The sequence below is a fragment of the Flavobacterium haoranii genome, assembly GCF_009363055.1.
Classification (GTDB): Bacteria; Bacteroidota; Bacteroidia; order Flavobacteriales; family Flavobacteriaceae; genus Flavobacterium; species Flavobacterium haoranii.
The window spans coordinates 2,470,357-2,487,175 of sequence record NZ_CP045292.1 but is presented as its reverse complement, the minus strand read 5'-3'; the positions used below and the strand labels follow the sequence as shown (position 1 = coordinate 2,487,175).

Annotated in this window: 12 protein-coding genes; 9 read left to right on the top strand and 3 right to left on the bottom strand. The window is 31.6% G+C overall.

Annotated features, from left to right (window positions below):
- Positions 1 to 52: 52 nt before the first annotated feature.
- Positions 53 to 1,063, bottom strand: a complete 1,011-nt coding sequence (gene fbp / locus GCU34_RS11790) for a class 1 fructose-bisphosphatase (protein ID WP_072781827.1) — start codon at positions 1,061 to 1,063, stop codon at positions 53 to 55.
- A gap of 115 nt (positions 1,064 to 1,178) precedes the next feature.
- On the opposite strand from fbp, the gene GCU34_RS11785 reads away from it, so the two are divergent.
- From GCU34_RS11785 to GCU34_RS11750, 8 genes are all read left to right on the top strand, one after another.
- Positions 1,179 to 1,655, top strand: coding sequence for a GNAT family N-acetyltransferase (locus tag GCU34_RS11785; RefSeq protein ID WP_072781829.1), 477 nt, complete (start codon positions 1,179 to 1,181; stop codon positions 1,653 to 1,655).
- A gap of 37 nt (positions 1,656 to 1,692) precedes the next feature.
- Positions 1,693 to 2,946: an aspartate kinase gene (locus GCU34_RS11780; protein ID WP_072781831.1), complete on the top strand. Its 1,254-nt coding sequence runs from the start codon at positions 1,693 to 1,695 to the stop codon at positions 2,944 to 2,946.
- A gap of 157 nt (positions 2,947 to 3,103) precedes the next feature.
- Positions 3,104 to 4,609 (top strand): T9SS type A sorting domain-containing protein, encoded by a 1,506-nt coding sequence (locus tag GCU34_RS11775; RefSeq protein ID WP_152378468.1) that lies wholly within the window; start codon positions 3,104 to 3,106, stop codon positions 4,607 to 4,609.
- 110 nt (positions 4,610 to 4,719) lie between these two features.
- Positions 4,720 to 5,703, top strand: a complete 984-nt coding sequence (locus GCU34_RS11770; RefSeq protein ID WP_072781835.1) for a T9SS type A sorting domain-containing protein — start codon at positions 4,720 to 4,722, stop codon at positions 5,701 to 5,703.
- Between the two features lie 79 nt (positions 5,704 to 5,782).
- Positions 5,783 to 9,190: a hypothetical protein gene (locus GCU34_RS11765; protein WP_072781837.1), complete on the top strand. Its 3,408-nt coding sequence runs from the start codon at positions 5,783 to 5,785 to the stop codon at positions 9,188 to 9,190.
- 69 nt (positions 9,191 to 9,259) lie between these two features.
- The gene (locus tag GCU34_RS11760) at positions 9,260 to 12,775 is read left to right on the top strand and encodes a T9SS type B sorting domain-containing protein (protein WP_072781839.1); all 3,516 of its coding nucleotides are present in this window, start codon (positions 9,260 to 9,262) and stop codon (positions 12,773 to 12,775) included.
- On the top strand, positions 12,775 to 13,530 hold the full coding sequence (locus GCU34_RS11755; protein WP_072781841.1) for an enoyl-CoA hydratase/isomerase family protein: 756 nt from the start codon (positions 12,775 to 12,777) through the stop codon (positions 13,528 to 13,530). The genes GCU34_RS11760 and GCU34_RS11755 overlap by 1 nt, the downstream gene beginning before the upstream one ends.
- The gene (locus GCU34_RS11750; RefSeq protein ID WP_072781843.1) at positions 13,527 to 13,715 is read left to right on the top strand and encodes a hypothetical protein; all 189 of its coding nucleotides are present in this window, start codon (positions 13,527 to 13,529) and stop codon (positions 13,713 to 13,715) included. Before GCU34_RS11755 ends, GCU34_RS11750 begins: the two co-directional genes overlap by 4 nt.
- Here GCU34_RS11750 and GCU34_RS11745 read toward each other — a convergent pair.
- Positions 13,712 to 14,329 carry a 2OG-Fe(II) oxygenase gene (locus GCU34_RS11745; RefSeq protein WP_072781845.1) on the bottom strand — a complete coding sequence of 206 codons (618 nt, stop codon included), beginning with the start codon at positions 14,327 to 14,329 and terminating at the stop codon, positions 13,712 to 13,714. The genes GCU34_RS11750 and GCU34_RS11745 overlap by 4 nt on opposite strands.
- Positions 14,330 to 14,426: 97 nt before the next feature.
- Between GCU34_RS11745 and GCU34_RS11740 the strand changes: the two genes are divergently transcribed.
- Entirely contained in the window at positions 14,427 to 14,879 is a 453-nt protein-coding gene (locus GCU34_RS11740; RefSeq protein ID WP_072781847.1) for a 6-pyruvoyl trahydropterin synthase family protein, read from the top strand.
- A gap of 62 nt (positions 14,880 to 14,941) precedes the next feature.
- Here GCU34_RS11740 and GCU34_RS11735 read toward each other — a convergent pair whose 3' ends face one another.
- On the bottom strand, positions 14,942 to 16,807 hold the full coding sequence (locus tag GCU34_RS11735) for an OmpA family protein (protein ID WP_072781849.1): 1,866 nt from the start codon (positions 16,805 to 16,807) through the stop codon (positions 14,942 to 14,944).
- Between the last annotated feature and the right edge of the window lie 12 nt (positions 16,808 to 16,819).

Sequence of the window (16,819 nt, the reverse complement as noted above, 5' to 3'; positions counted from 1 at the left end):
AATGCGGGATTTTTTGTTTTTATTTAGATTCTGTGAGTTCAGAATGGTAAATTTATTTTTCAGCATTTTCCATAAACTCTTCTGCTTTTGTAACCATATTTTTACTTCCGCAGAAAAATGAAACTCTTTGATGTAACTCTGTTGGTTGAATTTCCATAATTCTTTTAAAACCATCAGAAGCTTTTCCTCCAGCTTGTTCTGCTAAAAACGCCATAGGATTACATTCGTAAAGTAAACGCAATTTTCCTTTTGGAGCTTTTGAACTAGTAGGATAAATATAAATTCCGCCTTTAATCATGTTTCTATGAAAATCGGAAACTAAACTTCCAATGTAACGCGAAGTATAAGGCCTGTCTCCTTCTTCTTTTTGGCAATATTTTAAATAGTCTTTCACACCTTGAGGAAAATGCACATAATTCCCTTCATTAATAGAATAAATTGTACCATCTTCTTTATACTGCATATTTGGGTGCGACAAATAAAAAGTTCCGATAGCTGGATTTAGTGTAAATCCGTTTACACCGTGACCTGTTGTATAAACTAACATGGTTGAAGTTCCATAAATAACATATCCGGCAGCCACTTGATTAACACCTGGTTGTAAAAAATCTTCCATTTGCACAGGAGTTCCCATGGGCGTAATTCTTCTAAAAACTGAAAAAATAGTTCCAACCGAAACATTTACATCAATATTAGACGAACCATCTAAAGGATCCATTAACACAACATATTTATTGTTATGGCTATTATCGGCACCAGCAACTGTAATATAATCGTCGTTTTCTTCAGATGCAATACCACAAACAATTTCTCTATTAATTAAAGTTTGTATAAAAGTTTCATTTGCAAAAACATCTAGCTTTTGTTGATCTTCCCCTTGAATATTCTGTTCTCCAGCCGCACCTACAATGTCAACTAAACCCGCTTTATTTACTTTGTAATTAACCACTTTTGCAGCTAATCGGATGGAATTGATAATTCTTGATAATTCTCCTGTAGAATATTGAAAAGCTTTCTGATTTTCAATGATAAACTCTCCTAGAGTGGTGTTTCTTTCTTGCATTTCGAAATCGTTGTAGTTGTTTAATTGGCACAAATATCGGATTTTTTGTGATAGGAAGAAAAAAATTAAAAAAGATGTTTTACTTAATAGTATTTTTGCATTAAAATTTAAGGAAATGATTATACGAAAAGGAGAAAAAAAAGATATTCCATCAATACTTGCCTTAATAAAAGAGTTAGCAGTTTTTGAAAAAGAACCTGATGCGGTCGTGATTACCGAAAAAGATTTGGAAGAAGATGGTTTTAAAGAAAATCCTTTATTTAAAACATTTGTTGCAGAAGTTGAAGGCGAAGTTATTGGCATTGCTCTTTACTATTACAGATATTCTACTTGGAAAGGCAAAACCATACATTTAGAAGATTTAATTGTAAAAGAATCGAAAAGAGGAACAGGAGCCGGATTTGCTTTGTATAAAAAAATTATAGCACAAGGTAAATTAGACGGAGTACGAAGAATTGAATGGAATGTTCTAGATTGGAATACTCCCGCTATAGAATTTTACCAAAAAAGTGGCGCTAAAGTATTAGACGATTGGCGTGTAGTTCAAATGGACGAAAAAGGAATTGATGAATTTTTAAATATAAACAATTGATAAATTGCCTTAAATGGCTTAGTGAAGACTGAAATCTATGAAAATTTTCAAATTTGGTGGTGCATCGGTTAAAGATGCAAATGGCGTAAAAAACGTAGCCTCTGTATTAGAACAAGTAGGCTTTGAAAACACTTTAATTGTAGTTTCTGCAATGGGAAAAACTACAAATGCTTTAGAAGTTGTAATAAAGAACTACTTTGAAAAGTCTAGTGAGTTAAATGCATCATTACAAGAAGTACGAAAGTACCACAACCAAATTATGATGGAGTTATTTGATAACGAAGATCATGAAGTATTTTTTGAGGTTACAGCGTTATTTGATGATTTAGAATATTTTGTTAGAAGTAATAAATCTCCAAATTACAGTTTCGTTTACGATCAAGTAATTGGTTTTGGAGAATTAGTTTCTACAACTATTGTAAGTTTCTATTTAAAGGAAGTAAACATTCACAACACTTGGTTAGATGTTAGAAATTTAATTAAAACAGATAACAACTATCGTGATGGAAATGTGGATTGGGAAAAAACTCAAGATTTAATCGTTAAAACAATCGACAAAAAATCGTTAACCATTACACAAGGATTTTTAGGTTCAGATGACAACAACTTTACTACTACTTTAGGTCGTGAAGGTTCCGATTATACTGCCGCTATTTTTGCTTACTGCTTAGGAGCAGAAAGTGTTACGATTTGGAAAGATGTACCAGGAGTTTTAAATGCTGATCCAAGATATTTTGAAAATGCCGTTTTACTAAATCAAATTTCTTATAGAGAAGCCATTGAGTTAGCATTTTACGGTGCAAGTGTAATTCACCCAAAAACGTTACAACCGTTACAAAGAAAAGAAATTCCATTATTTGTTAAATCATTTATAAATCCGCTTTTACCTGGAACTTCAGTTTCTAAAGGAGCCGATTTAGAACCACATACTTCTTGTTTTATTGTAAAGAAAAGCCAACTTTTACTTTCATTATCTTCGTTAGATTTCTCTTTTATGATGGAAGAAAATATTAGTGAAATTTTTGCCTTATTCCACAAGTACAAAATTAAAGTGAATCTAATTCAAAACTCGGCAATTAGCTTCTCAGTTTGTATTGAAGATAAATACGACAACTTTAATGAACTAAGTAAATTATTAGCAAAGAAATTTAAAGTTTCATTTAACGAAAATGTATCTTTATACACCATTCGCCATTTCGATGATAAATCAACAGAAGTTGTAGAAACCAACAAAACGGTTTTACTAAAACAAATTTCTAGAGAAACACTACAGATTGTTACAAAAGAATAAATAAAAATAACGGTTTAAAGATTTTTATTATATTTGAAAATATAACTTTAATATTTTTATTTATGAAAAAAACAATTCTACTCTTTTTATTTATTATTTTTTATGGGGGGGGTATTCTCAAGTTACTAAAAATAGTACTGAGAAAATTGCCCCTAATATGGTTTACAATTCGGCAGGTCAACTTGTACCTGTAGAATTACTTTTACCTGAAGATCACTGTACAGTTGATGGCATTACCATTACAGCTAGTGGTAATTTATTATCAGCTGCACCTTTAAATGCTAATTATAACTATTGCTATCCGTCAGCTTTTTATAGTGGTTTTGGAGGATACTGGACTGGACTCTCTACTACTGGGGCTATAACCTATAATTTTAGCCAACCCATATACAATGTTACAGTAACTTATGTGGGAGTTAACGATTATGATACCGGTACAATAGCAATAAATAACACTGGTATGCAATTAAGCAATTTATGTGGTTTAAGTGCAGTAGGAAGCCTATTATCATGTACATTTCCTTCTGGAACTTTTGGAGATGTTTCGCTAACTGTTTCTTCTCCAAATCCTTTTACAAGTATTACCTTAACCAATACAGGAGGACAAAGCGGCTGGCAAACAGGGAACTTGTGTAATTTTATTTTTGGCTCAGAAATTCAAAACTGCGACAAAATTTACTTAGATTTTGATATTTGTTACCACGAAACACAAGCGCAAACCACAACATATACTGCCTTTAATCATAGTGCAAATAATGTTAATGGAGGTTGCGAGCCTTGTTTAATTAATGGTGTTCCATGTTCAGCATCAAATGTAAGTATAGAACCTATAGGTCCCATACCATATGGCTGTATTATTAACCCAAATGGAACCGTAACCTTCCCTGCAGGGACACCACCTTTTGATATGCATACTGAAGGACAACTGTATTACAACTTGCGTTCTATACAAAACCCAACAGTAGTAAGCGGTCCTTACCGCTTAAACTTTGGAATATCACCTAAAGCATTGCCTCATACCCCAAATATTTGGATAAATAATGCAAGTAGTGCCAACCCTAGCTACTATGTAAACGGTAGCGTAAATGTACTAACCGATAGCTATGTAAGAACCAGCATTACAGGTGATTGCGATAGTATCATTGCTGCGGATATTGGACCATTAAATCAAGAAAACAAAGTAACCTTACACGAACTTACCAACCCGCAAAATCCATATTATTATCTTGATACATTTACTGGAGAAATTAGATATCGTGGACAGTACAGTAGTAATCCTAGTTTAACTATCCCTACATTACCGCAGCGTGGTCACCAATTAATATATGAAATGTGTGTGAATCATAATGGAGTGGCTACCTTTTGTGAATGGGCTTATATTAATATTAATTATGTTTTTGCAAATAGAATAGCAAACCCTGATAATATTGTTAAAGTATATCCTAATCCTTCTATTGATGGTGTTTACACCTTAACTTTTGAAGAAAAATTTGCATCGGCAATAATTGAAGTGTATAATTTAATGGGCATCTTAGTACATCAAGAAGAAGTAAAATCATCTAACGAAACAAAACTTTATTTGAATGCTTTACCCAAAGGTACTTATGTATTAAAAACAACCGTTAACAATACAACTTATACCAGTAAACTGATAAAACAATAAAAACAAAAGACTTAAAAAAAGGTAACTTTGTCATTCTGAACACCTGCGATTAAGCAGGTGGTTCAGAATCTTAAAAACTATATTAATTAGTCTCATTAAAAAATTGTACTATGAAAAAGTTTATTTTTTTAATAGTTTTTTTACTAAGTTGTTATAGTAATGCTCAAATTATTAATTTTCCTGACCCTGTTTTTAAAGCCGTTCTGCTACAATCTTCGACTTCAAACCCTATTTGTGGAGGAATTAAAATAGATGCTAATAATGATGGCGAAATAGAAATAAGCGAAGCTGAAGCTATTTATATTATGCAAATACCATCAGGAAATATTACGGATATAACGGGTATCGAATATTTTGTAAATTTAGTCACCTGTGGTTTCCCTAGTAATCAGGTCACCCATGCTGATTTTACACATTCACCCAATTTACAAACGCTAAGTGTTGCTAACAATCAACTGCAAAGCTTAAATGTAAGTGGTTTAAACCAGTTATATTTTATAAATTGTGGGGGTAACCCATTAACGAGTGTAAATTTTTCGAGTTTACCAGCTTTAGACACTTGTATATGTAGTTATTTAGATGTAACCGAGTTAGATTTTTCTAACAACCCTGTTTTTAGAAGATTAGCTTGTAATGACAATATCAATATGGTAACTGTAAAAATAAATAATGGGTATCCGCATGTGGCGTCTAATACTATTTATAACAGTTGCTGGGATAACACTCCTAATTTAACGTATGTATGCGTCGATAGTTTTGAGCAAACCGCTATGGAAGATTATTTGTACAACAGTTGCGGGTTAACCAATGTAATTGTTACAGATAATTGCGCTATGAGTAATGAAAGTTTTACTACAAACAACATTACAATAGCCCCTAATCCATCGAATGGTGTTTTCACACTTAGTTTTACTACTAGTTTAGAAAATGCGACAATTGAAGTATATAATTTATTAGGTCAAGAGGTTTATAATTCTAAACTAAATAATTTAGACACCTATAATTTAGATTTGAGTGGTTTTGCAAGTGGTACTTATTTGTTAAAACTAAAAAATTCAAATTATTCACTAGAAAAAATTATTATCAAAAAATAATAAAATAAACCCCGCAAATTGCGGGGTTTATTTTTTCCATTAATAAATACTACTTTTGGTTTTCGAGAGTTATAGTATAATGGCAAAAAAGATTTCAATTTTATTTATGTGGTTGTTTTTTTCTGGAGTGTATGCTCAAGAGAAAGAAGCTATTCGAAAATCGAAAATTATTGCCATAACAAACGACACTATTTTTATTGAAAAGGAAAGTATTAACCCTAGCCATTTTAAAATTAAAGATCAATACGACCAAACTATTGATTCTACTTTTTACGAAGTAAATTTTGAAAAAGGATTTATTATTTTGAATACAAATTCAATTACAAAAGATTCTTTATCAATTAATTATCTAACTTATCCTAAGTTTCTAACAAAAGAATATAGTGTTTATGATGACAGTAAAGTAGTACCTAATTCAAACGGAACTTTATTTACTACAAAAAATGAAAAATTATCAAAATTTAAACCGTTCGATGGTTTAAATACATCAGGAAGTATTTCTCGTGGAGTCACCATTGGAAACAATCAAAACACTGTTGTAAACTCTAATCTAGATTTACAAATTACAGGTAAAATTTCCGATAAAGTTAGTTTACGAGCTTCTATTCAAGATAGTAATATTCCTTTGCAAGATGGTGGTTATTCTCAAAAACTAGATGAGTTTGACCAAATTTTTATCGAATTATTTTCCGATAAATGGAGTATTCGAGCGGGAGATTTATTTTTAGAAAACCGCGAATCTAAATTTTTAAATTTCAACAAAAAAGTTCAGGGTTTATCGACACATTTTACATTAGGTAAAGAAAATTCAAAAACCGACATTTATGCTTCCGCTGCACTTGTTCGCGGTCAATATGCACGAAGTACTTTTATAGGTCAAGAAGGAAATCAAGGTCCTTATAAATTAAAAGGCAACAATGGTGAATTATATGTTTTAGTAATTTCGGGTTCTGAACGTGTTTATGTAAATGGTATTCTGTTGAAAAGAGGCGAAAACAACGATTACACTATTGATTATAATGCAGGTGAAATTTCATTTACATCGTTGTTTCCCATTACTTCAGAAATGAGAATTAACGTTGAATATCAATACACCGATAGAAATTATACTCGATTTGTTACTTACGGTGGTGTGCAACACGAAAGCGAAAAGTTCAAAATTGGAACTTATATTTATTCTGAAAATGACGTCAAAAACCAACCTTTACAACAAAATTTATCAGAAGAACAAGTAGCGATTCTTCAAGCTGCTGGAGATGATCAAAATTTAATGAATGCACCTTCAGCTTATGTAGATTCATATTCTGAAAATAAAATTTTATACCGTAAAACAATTGTTGGTAGCACTGAAATTTATGAATTTTCAACCGATGAAAACGAAACACTTTACAATGTCCGTTTTACTTATATAGGCGAAAATCTTGGAAGTTACGATTTGGTAAGCAATAACGCCGTTGGTAAAATTTATGAATATGTAGGTGTTTCTATGGGCGATTATGAACCAACAGTTCCACTAGTAGCGCCAACAAAAATTCAAATTGCAACTGTTTTAGGAAGTTATAATCCATCAGAAAAAACACTAATTGATTTTGAAATTGGTATTTCGAACAATGATAAAAACCTCTATTCTACTTTAGACGACAACGACAACAAGGGAATTGCTGCAAATATTAATGCGAACCAACGTTTATATACTGGAAAATTTTTAGTAGATGGTTTTGCAAATTTTAATCTTATTCAAAAAGACTTTAGAACAATAGAGCGTTTATTCAATATCGAATTTAATAGAGATTGGAATTTAAATAATCCTCTTGGTAACCAAAGTTTATTAATTACGGGAACCAATTTTAATTTTCAAAAAAATGGAGTTGCCAAATATCAATTGGAAAAATTAGATTTCTCAGAAAATTTTTCGGGAACAAGACATATCGTGCAAACCGATTTACGTTTTAATAAAACCACTTTCTCAACTGATTTTAGCGCTTTAAACAGTGAAAGCGATTATGCCAATTCAAAATTTATTAGAAACCAAAGTATTGCAAAACATCATTTTTCTAAAAATTGGGTTGGAGCAAGTTTTAGAACCGAAAACAATAAAGAAGAATTAACTACCACCAACTCACTAAGTAATTTAAGTCAGAAATTTACCGAATATGGCGCTTTTATTGGTCGTGGCGATTCTACGAAAGTATTTGTGGAAATTGGTTATCTAAACCGTGTTAACGATAGTATTCAAAACAATATTTTAACAAGGGTAAATAGTTCAAATTCTTATTATTTAAAATCGCAATTGATAAAAAATGAGAAAAGCAATTTGAGTGTTTTTATCAAATACCGAAATTTAAAATATGAAGACAATACTAAGCAAAACGAACCTTCATTAAATTCGAGAATATTATATTCAGATAGTTTTTTTTCGAACTTATTGCAAAGCACCACAACCTACGAAAATGCTTCGGGAACTATTGCCCAACAAGAATTTACGTACTTAGAAGTTGAACCTGGACAAGGTATTTACACTTGGATTGACTATAATAACAATGGAATTCAAGAATTGCAAGAATTTGAAATTGCGCCATTTCCAGACCAAGCTACTTATGTTAGGGTTTTTCTTCCCAATCAAGTTTTTGTAAGAACACATCAAAATAGATTTTCTCAATCTTTAAATTTTAATGGTTTAGTATGGCAAAATGATAAAGGCTTTAAAAAATTTCTATCGCATTTTTACAATCAATTTTCATTTATTGTAGAACGTAAATTACGTAGAAATGGCGACAACTTTGATTTAAATCCATTCTCAAATTCAGATGAAATCATTGGCCTTAATAATAGTTTTAGAAATAGTTTATTTTTCAATCGTGGTAAACAACTTCATTCAGTTACATATACTTTCATAAATAACCAACTGAAAAGCCTTTTAAATTATGGTTTACAAGATAACAAACAATTTTCTCATCAACTGAATTACCAACATTTAGTAGCAAAAACATGGTTGTTTCAAACCACGCTTTTAAACGGAAATAACAAAAGTAATATCGAAAATACTTCTACCAATCCAAGCAGTACTTTTAATAGAAACTTCGACATAGATTCTTATTCTGTTCAACCAAAAATATCGTATATCTTTTCAAAAAATGCGAGTTGGGATATTTTTTATGAGTTAAAAAACCAATCTAATTTAATTAATAATAAGGAAAGTTTAGAGCAAAATAAATTTGGGACATCTTTTAACTTCAATACCGAAAAAGGATTTACACTAACGGGTAGTTATTCGTTTTACAATAATAATTTTAAAGGAAATCAATTAGCACCAGTTGCATTTCAAATGCTACAAGGACTTCAATCTGGAAAAAACAGTGTTTGGCAATTCCTTTTACAAAAAAATATAACTCAATATTTAGATGTCAACATCAATTACCAAGGTAGAAAATCCGAAACATCCAAGATGATTCACACAGGAAATATTCAACTTCGAGCCTTTTTTTAACTCTTATCTAGACTTTTTCTAAATTCTAGTTTGTAAATTTGTGAAATTTTAACATCCTAATCATTCATTGTGAAAAAAATAATATTTTTATTTACAGCTCTTACAATAACGTTAATTTCAAATGCTCAATTAAGTAACAAGCATTGGCTTCCTCCTTTACATGCTAATGAATCTCAAGACGGTTTATTAATTAAACAACATTATGTTTATCTATCGACTCCAGAGCCTACGCCGTTTCAAGTTACAATAACTGATGGCGCAGGAATTCCAATTGCTGGATCTCCTTTTACAATTTCACAAGGAAATCCAGTTAGAGTAACTATTGGTACTGACCAGCCCTCAAAAATGATGCTTGATAGAATTGATGTTGGACATGTTGTTTCAGGAAAAGGGTTAATTTTAGAAGGACAGTATGACTTCTATGTAAATTTTAGAGTAAGGGCAGACAATCATGCCGAATTTTTAGCTTCGAAAGGAAGAACAGGAGCAGGAAATATTTTTCGCCTAGGTAGTCTTCCACAAAATGATTTTGGAACAATCCGAAATTTTGTTTCAAGTTTTATGGCAACTGAAGATAATACCACTGTAAATTTGTCGGATTATGATTCTCATATTTCTTTCATTGACGGTAATACAAATTTTAGTACTGCAACACAAACTTTTACACTTAATAAAGGAGAAAGTGTTGTAATTTCTGGTTACACTGATGGTAGTTCAGCAAATCTAGATGGTTTTGTTGGAGCTTTATTAGAATCCGATAAACCAATTGTCGTTAATACTGGGAACCTTGCTGGAGGGATGTCTTCGGCTAGTAATGGACAAGATTTTAATTTAGATCAAATTGTTCCATTGGCTCAGGTAGGTCAAGAATATGTAATTATGAAAGGAAATGGCAGTGATTTAACTGAACATCCGTTAGTAATTGCTCATGAGGACAATACAGATGTTTTTGTTAATGGAAATGCTACCCCGATTACAACCTTAAATGCTGGAGAATATTTTTTAATTCCAACTTCAAATTTTATAGGCCCCGGGACCAATAAAAACATGTATATAAACACCTCAAAGAAAGCCTTTTTATACCAAATTGTAGGGGGTAGTATTTCTGACGCTACTTCAGGTTTTTATTTTATTCCGCCTCTAAGTTGTTTTTGGCAAAATAGTGTTGATTTAATTCCTGCAATTAATGAAATTGGTACTCAAACCGACTTTACTGGAAATTTAATTATTGCAACTGAAACTGGCTCAACAATTACAATAAATGGTGTACCAACAACTTCTACACCTTTAACAGTGACTGGAAATTCTAATTGGGAAACATACCGAGTAAATAATTTAAGTGGCAACGTAACTATTGAATCTACTGGGGCTTTAGCGGTGGGGCTTTTCTCTGCAAGTGGTTTTGCTGGTATCGGCGGATATTTTTCAGGTTTTGGAAGTATTCCTAGCGACACCACAATTGATGTTTGTACAGGAGGAATCATTGATCTATTCGATAAAATTCCTGGTAATCCAGAAATAGGTGGTACTTGGGAGTTTAATGGAACTCCTAGAGTTCCAAATAATGGGCTTTTTGACCCATCTACTGACCTTATCGGAACTTATACCTATACTTTCACCAAGTTTTGTGATGGTGTAACTAGAATAATACCTATCGACATTGTAATAAATTCAATTCAACAAGGTCCTCATGTTGGTAGCTCTGCTTCAATTTCATTTTGTGATAATGATGCTGTTATTGATTTAACTACCTTATTAGGCAGTGGCATAACAACAGGAGGAAAATGGTCTTATAATGGAGTATCTATTGCAAATGGAATTTTTGATCCAGCTAACAGTCAAGCAGGTAATTACACATATTCTTTCCCTGCCAATGGCGTTTGTGACCCTGTTTCTGCGACTGTAACCGTAACTGTAAATCAAAGTCCAGAAATTCTTAATACAATTCCTTATGAATTATGTGATGGCAATGTAGATGGAGATGACACAAATGGTTTTGTAAGATTTACTCTAAATTCTCAAAACACTCAAATAATTGGAACAAGAACCGATATTACATCTGTAAAGTATTATGAGTTTTTATCAGATGCTCAGAACGATATAAATGCACTTCCAAATATTTATTATAGTAATTCAAAAACTATTTATTATAGAATTACAAATTCAAATAACTGCTATAGCATCGCACCTTTAGATCTAATCGTAAATACATTACCAACTTTATTAAATACTACGATAACACTACGACAATGTGATGATGATACAGATACTTTAGCAGATTTTATTTTATCAGAAGCAAATGATTTAATTACATCTGATTCGAATGTAAATTTTAGCTATCATTTAAGCTATACTGGAGCAGTAAACAACAATGCCATCATAACTAATTCTAATCAACACCATGCTGCAAACGGTAGTTCTGTTTGGGTAAGAGTAGAAAATCAATTTGGTTGTTATAGAGTTGCTCAAATTAATTTAGTTGTTTCAACTACTCAATTTCCTGCTTCTTTTGTTCCATTAGATTATGAACAATGTGACATTTACAGAGATGTTACAGATCCTGCAAATGATGGTTATGATTATTTTGATATTGATTCATTTTATACAAATACTATTATAAGTGCTTTTCCTGTTTCTCAACAACCTTATTTAGTTGTATCTTATTATGAAAATTATATTGATGCTGAATTAATTCAAAACTCTATCCCTGATATAACCAATTACAGAAATATAGTAGCAGGAGGAAATTCAATTTGGGCAAGAGTCGATAGTCAATTAAATACAGATTCAGGTTGTAAAGGAATTCAAGAATTACAATTAATTGTAAATCCTTTACCAAACACCGATTTAGGTGTAAATTTTGTTTTGTGTTTAGATCCTGTAACTGGTTTAGGGTCTCAAATAGTTGATGCAACTCCACAAACTACAGGGAATTATAGTTATGTTTGGACATCTGACATTGTTGGATTAGACCTTTCGACAATTACTACAAGTCAATATAATATTGAACAAGCTGGAACTTATACTGTGACTGTAACAAATACGAATACAGGTTGTGAGTTTACAGATGAAATTATTACAACATTTTCATCAGGCCCTGCTAGTTTTACAGCCGAAGTAATAACACCACAATTCTCTTCTGGAACAACAACAATTATTGGCGATGCTACAGGAGGATATGGGGTTTACGAATACAGCTTAGATTTAGTAAACTGGCAACTTAGCCCAACCTTTACTGGTTTACCTAATGGAACCTATACAATTTATGTGAGAGATATTCAAAATTGTGGCTCATTATCTGTTACAAATTTAGTAGCCATTACTTATCCTAACTTTTTTACTCCAAATGGAGATGGTTATAATGATAAATGGAATATTTCAGGATTACCATTAAACTTTAATGGAAAAATTTCGATTTTTGATAGATACGGTAAACTAATCAAAGAAATATATTCTGATGGTAATGGCTGGGATGGAACTTATGGTGGTAAACTAATGCCGTCTACAGATTATTGGTTTGTTTTAGAATACACTCAAGACAACGTTAAAAAAGAGTTTAAATCGCATTTTAGCTTAAAAAGATAATGGAAGGTAACATTACAGTCTTAAAAGAAAAAAATATTGCTACAGTAAGTTTTTATCACCCTGCTAGCAATTCGTTTCCAAGTAGTCAATTACAGCTGTTAACCGACACTATTTATAATTTAGGAAAAGATAACGGAATAACTGCAATTGTTTTAAAAAGTGAAGGAAATGGAGCTTTTTGTGCCGGAGCTTCTTTTGATGAATTATTAGAAGTTACAAATTTAGAAGAAGGAAATAGATTTTTCTCAGGATTTGCAAATGTTATCAACGCTATGCGAAAATGTCCAAAATTAATAATTGGTAGAATTCAAGGAAAAGCAGTTGGTGGCGGAGTTGGAATCATTGCTGCTTGTGATTATACTTTTGCTACAGAAAGTTCATCAGTTAAACTATCTGAAATTGCTATTGGAATTGGTCCATTTGTTATTGAACCCGCAGTTTCTAAAAAAATTGGAAAAGCTGCCATGGCTGAAATGACTTTATTTCCTACAAAATGGAAAGACGCACAATGGGCAAAAGATAAAGGATTATTAAACGAAGTTTATCCATCAGTTGAAGAAATGGACAACAGTTTAAATAATTATATTAATCAATTAGCAAGTTATAATCCTGAAGCTTTATACGAGATGAAAAAAGTTATTTGGGAAGGAACTGAAAACTGGGATAATTTATTATATGAAAGAGCTGCAATATCTGGTAGATTAGTTTTATCAGATTTCACAAAAAATGCTTTAAATCAATTTAAAAAATCATGATTTCAACAATTATAAGTTTAACTCAAAAAGTTAATATTGAGGAGAAAATGAAAAATGCTCCTGATAAAGGTTACGAAATTGGAGTTGTAATTGGAACTTATTTGCCTTTTATAGTTTTAATTATTATCGCTTACGGTACTTTTTATTACTTTAAAAAGAAAGAAAAAAACAAACCAGAAAACTAAAGTTTTCTGGTTTTTAACCATCCTGTTATACTTAAACGCATTTGTTCTACTTGTCGCACTTCGTGTTCTAAGACCTGACTTTCGAAAATAACCACTCTCCCTTTTAATGGATAAACTTTAATCTCTTCAAGTGGTTTAAAAATAACTAATTCACCACCATATTCTGGTTTCCAATCTTCATCATTTAAATAGCAAACAACTGATAATTTTCTAGAATCATCATTTTGAAAAGTATCTAAATGTCTTTTATAAAAAGTCCCTTTTGGATAAACTGCGTAATGAAACTCCTTTTCTTGAATTCCTAAAAAGCAAGTTCTATTCATATAATTTACAAACTTGTCAATTTTATTAAAAAACACTTCTTCAGTTTGTGATAAATTATTCTCATCTATCCAAGAAATAAAATCACCACGAATAGATTTTACAATTTGCTCAGAGAATTGATTTCCTATAGCAGCTTTTCTAAATTCATCTTCATTATATTTCTCTAACAAAAGGGCTCTCAAATCTTCAATTTCATTAAAATCAAAGAAATCATCAACAATAGAAAATTGTTGCTCTAAAAGGTCTGTAATAACCTTTTCATACTTCGGATTCAATTCGAATTCACTCATAAAATAAAGCGATAAAAAAGTGAGCAAATGTAGTTCTAAAAACAATACAAAAATCACTTTATTTAATTTTATACCTTTGCAAAACAATATTTTTAGAATGAGTACAATTAGAATTACAAAACAATTTAATTTCGAAACGGGTCATGCACTATATGGCTACGATGGAAAATGCAAAAACGTACACGGTCACAGCTATAAACTTTCCGTTACAGTAGTAGGAAAACCAATTACCGACACAAATAATGTAAAGTACGGAATGGTAATCGATTTTTCTGATTTGAAGAAAATTGTTAAGGAAGAAATTGTAGACATTTTTGACCATGCTACTGTTTTTAACCAAAATACGCCACACATAGAATTAGCAAACGAATTAAAGAACAGAGGGCATCATGTAATTCTTGTTGATTATCAACCGACAAGTGAAAATATGGTAATAGATTTTGCTGCTAAAATTAAAGCTCGTTTACCAGAAAGTATTAATCTTTTTTCACTTAGATTACAAGAAACAGAAACCTCTTATGCTGAATGGTATCAAAGCGACAATGAATAAATAAAAATAAAAAAAGCCCTTAGAAAATTCTGAGGGCTTTTTTATTATAAATCTTAATCGAATTATTTCTTAACAATCAAGAATTCTGAACGTCTGTTCTCTGCGTGTTGTTCCTCTGTACATGAATCACATGGTACTTTTGGCTCGCTTTCTCCAAATCCTTGTCCTGAGATTCTTTCCTTAGCAATTCCTTTTGAAATTACATATTGAACTGTCGATTTTGCACGTCTCTCTGATAAGTTTAAGTTGTAACGGTCGCTACCTCTACTATCAGTGTGAGATTTTACAAAGATAACCATCTCTGGATGCTCGTTCATTACCTCTACCAATTTGTCTAATTCTGAAGCACCTTGTGGTGTGATATTACTTCTATTGAATTCGAAAAATATTGGTTGTAATATAACTTCTTTCTCTGTAATGATAGGTTTAATAGGCTCTAAGTTAGCTTCTACAGTTACGTTACCACCTTCTGATTTTGCCATAGTGAAAACACCATTCTCATATCCTTGTTTTGATACTTGAAATCCGTATTCTTTTTCACAATTTAAACCAAATGTAGCATTTCCGTTTGCTGCACTATTGTCTGAATTTACTACTTTGCCTTTTTCATCTACAACTGAAATAAAAGCGCCTTCAATTGGCATTCCTGTTTTAGCATCTTTTACAGCTACTAATGCGTTTACACCACATATTGGTGTAGCTAAATAAATATTATCTACTCCAGCGCGATTACTAGAAAAGAATGCAACTTTCTTTTGTGTATTAAAACTAAAAGAAAAATCATCTTTTTCTGTGTTTACTGGAGCTCCTATATTGGTTACATCGCCTCCTTTTGAAAGATCGTATTTGTAAACATCAAAACCTCCAAATCCTTGACGTGCATTTGATGCAAAATACAACACATTGTTATCTGTTACAAATGGAAAACTCTCATCTCCTTCTGTATTAACTGTTGTTCCCAAGTTCTCTGGCGTACCATATGAATCTCCATCTACTGAAACTTTCCATAAATCTTCTCCTCCTTGTCCTCCTGGCATATCAGATGAAAAATATAATGTTTTCCCATCTTTACTAATAGCAGGATTTCTAACTGAATATGCTTTACTGTTAAAAGGTAATGCTCTACTATTTGACCATTTATCTCCTTCTTTTGTAGCTTTATAAAGATAAATCTTTCCGTATTTCAGCTTTTTCTCTTTGTTCTTTTCAAAATCGCCTTCGTTAAAACTTTCACTTGCATAATACATAGTATTACCATCTGCAGTTACAGCTACTGGTCCGTCGTGCCATTTCGTATTGATCTCGCTTACAGCAGTTGGTTCACTTAATGTCCCGTTTTCATTGTAAATAGCTTTGTAAATATCTAAATAAGGCTCATCACTCCAACCGTTAGTCTTTCTTGACTCGTTTCTAGCACTCGAAAAATAAACTTCATTTGCACTAGTTAAAACTGCTCCAAAATCTGACTTATCACTACTAATTGTTGAAGGAGTAATATCAAATAATTGTGCTTGTTGTTTTAATCTATTTAAATAATTAGGATTATTTTTAAATGCAATTGCACGTTGATCTTTGGGTGCTAATGCTGCAAATTTCTCCATTTGTTTATCCGCTTCGGTATATTTACCTTCTGCCTTCAACATTTGAGCATATTTAAAATATGTTTCCGCATCATTCTTTTGATCTGCTATTTTAGCATACCATTTGGATGCTTCTTTTGTGTTAAACACATTGTAATAGCTCTCTGCTAATTGCGTCTCAACATACAAATCTGATTTACCTTTCTCAACCAATTTTAAGTACTCATTGGCAGCGTCAACGTATTCATATTTATCAAATAGCTTATCTGCTACTTTTGTATCCTTATTTTGAGCGCAAAGAACACCGCTTACAATTACAAAACTTAATGTTATATATAGTTTCTTCATGTCATTAATACT

Bases quoted from the DNA above. Each gene is read 5' to 3' on its own strand.
- GCU34_RS11775 (WP_152378468.1), top strand. From the start codon at position 3,104: ATGGTTTACAATTCGGCAGGTCAACTTGTACCTGTAGAATTACTTTTA.
- GCU34_RS11755 (WP_072781841.1), top strand. From the start codon at position 12,775: ATGGAAGGTAACATTACAGTCTTAAAAGAAAAAAATATTGCTACAGTA.
- GCU34_RS11765 (WP_072781837.1), top strand. From the start codon at position 5,783: ATGGCAAAAAAGATTTCAATTTTATTTATGTGGTTGTTTTTTTCTGGA.
- fbp (WP_072781827.1), bottom strand. From the start codon at position 1,063: ATGCAAGAAAGAAACACCACTCTAGGAGAGTTTATCATTGAAAATCAG.
- GCU34_RS11735 (WP_072781849.1), bottom strand. From the start codon at position 16,807: ATGAAGAAACTATATATAACATTAAGTTTTGTAATTGTAAGCGGTGTT.
- GCU34_RS11745 (WP_072781845.1), bottom strand. From the start codon at position 14,329: ATGAGTGAATTCGAATTGAATCCGAAGTATGAAAAGGTTATTACAGAC.
- GCU34_RS11750 (WP_072781843.1), top strand. From the start codon at position 13,527: ATGATTTCAACAATTATAAGTTTAACTCAAAAAGTTAATATTGAGGAG.
- GCU34_RS11740 (WP_072781847.1), top strand. From the start codon at position 14,427: ATGAGTACAATTAGAATTACAAAACAATTTAATTTCGAAACGGGTCAT.
- GCU34_RS11780 (WP_072781831.1), top strand. From the start codon at position 1,693: ATGAAAATTTTCAAATTTGGTGGTGCATCGGTTAAAGATGCAAATGGC.
- GCU34_RS11785 (WP_072781829.1), top strand. From the start codon at position 1,179: ATGATTATACGAAAAGGAGAAAAAAAAGATATTCCATCAATACTTGCC.
- GCU34_RS11770 (WP_072781835.1), top strand. From the start codon at position 4,720: ATGAAAAAGTTTATTTTTTTAATAGTTTTTTTACTAAGTTGTTATAGT.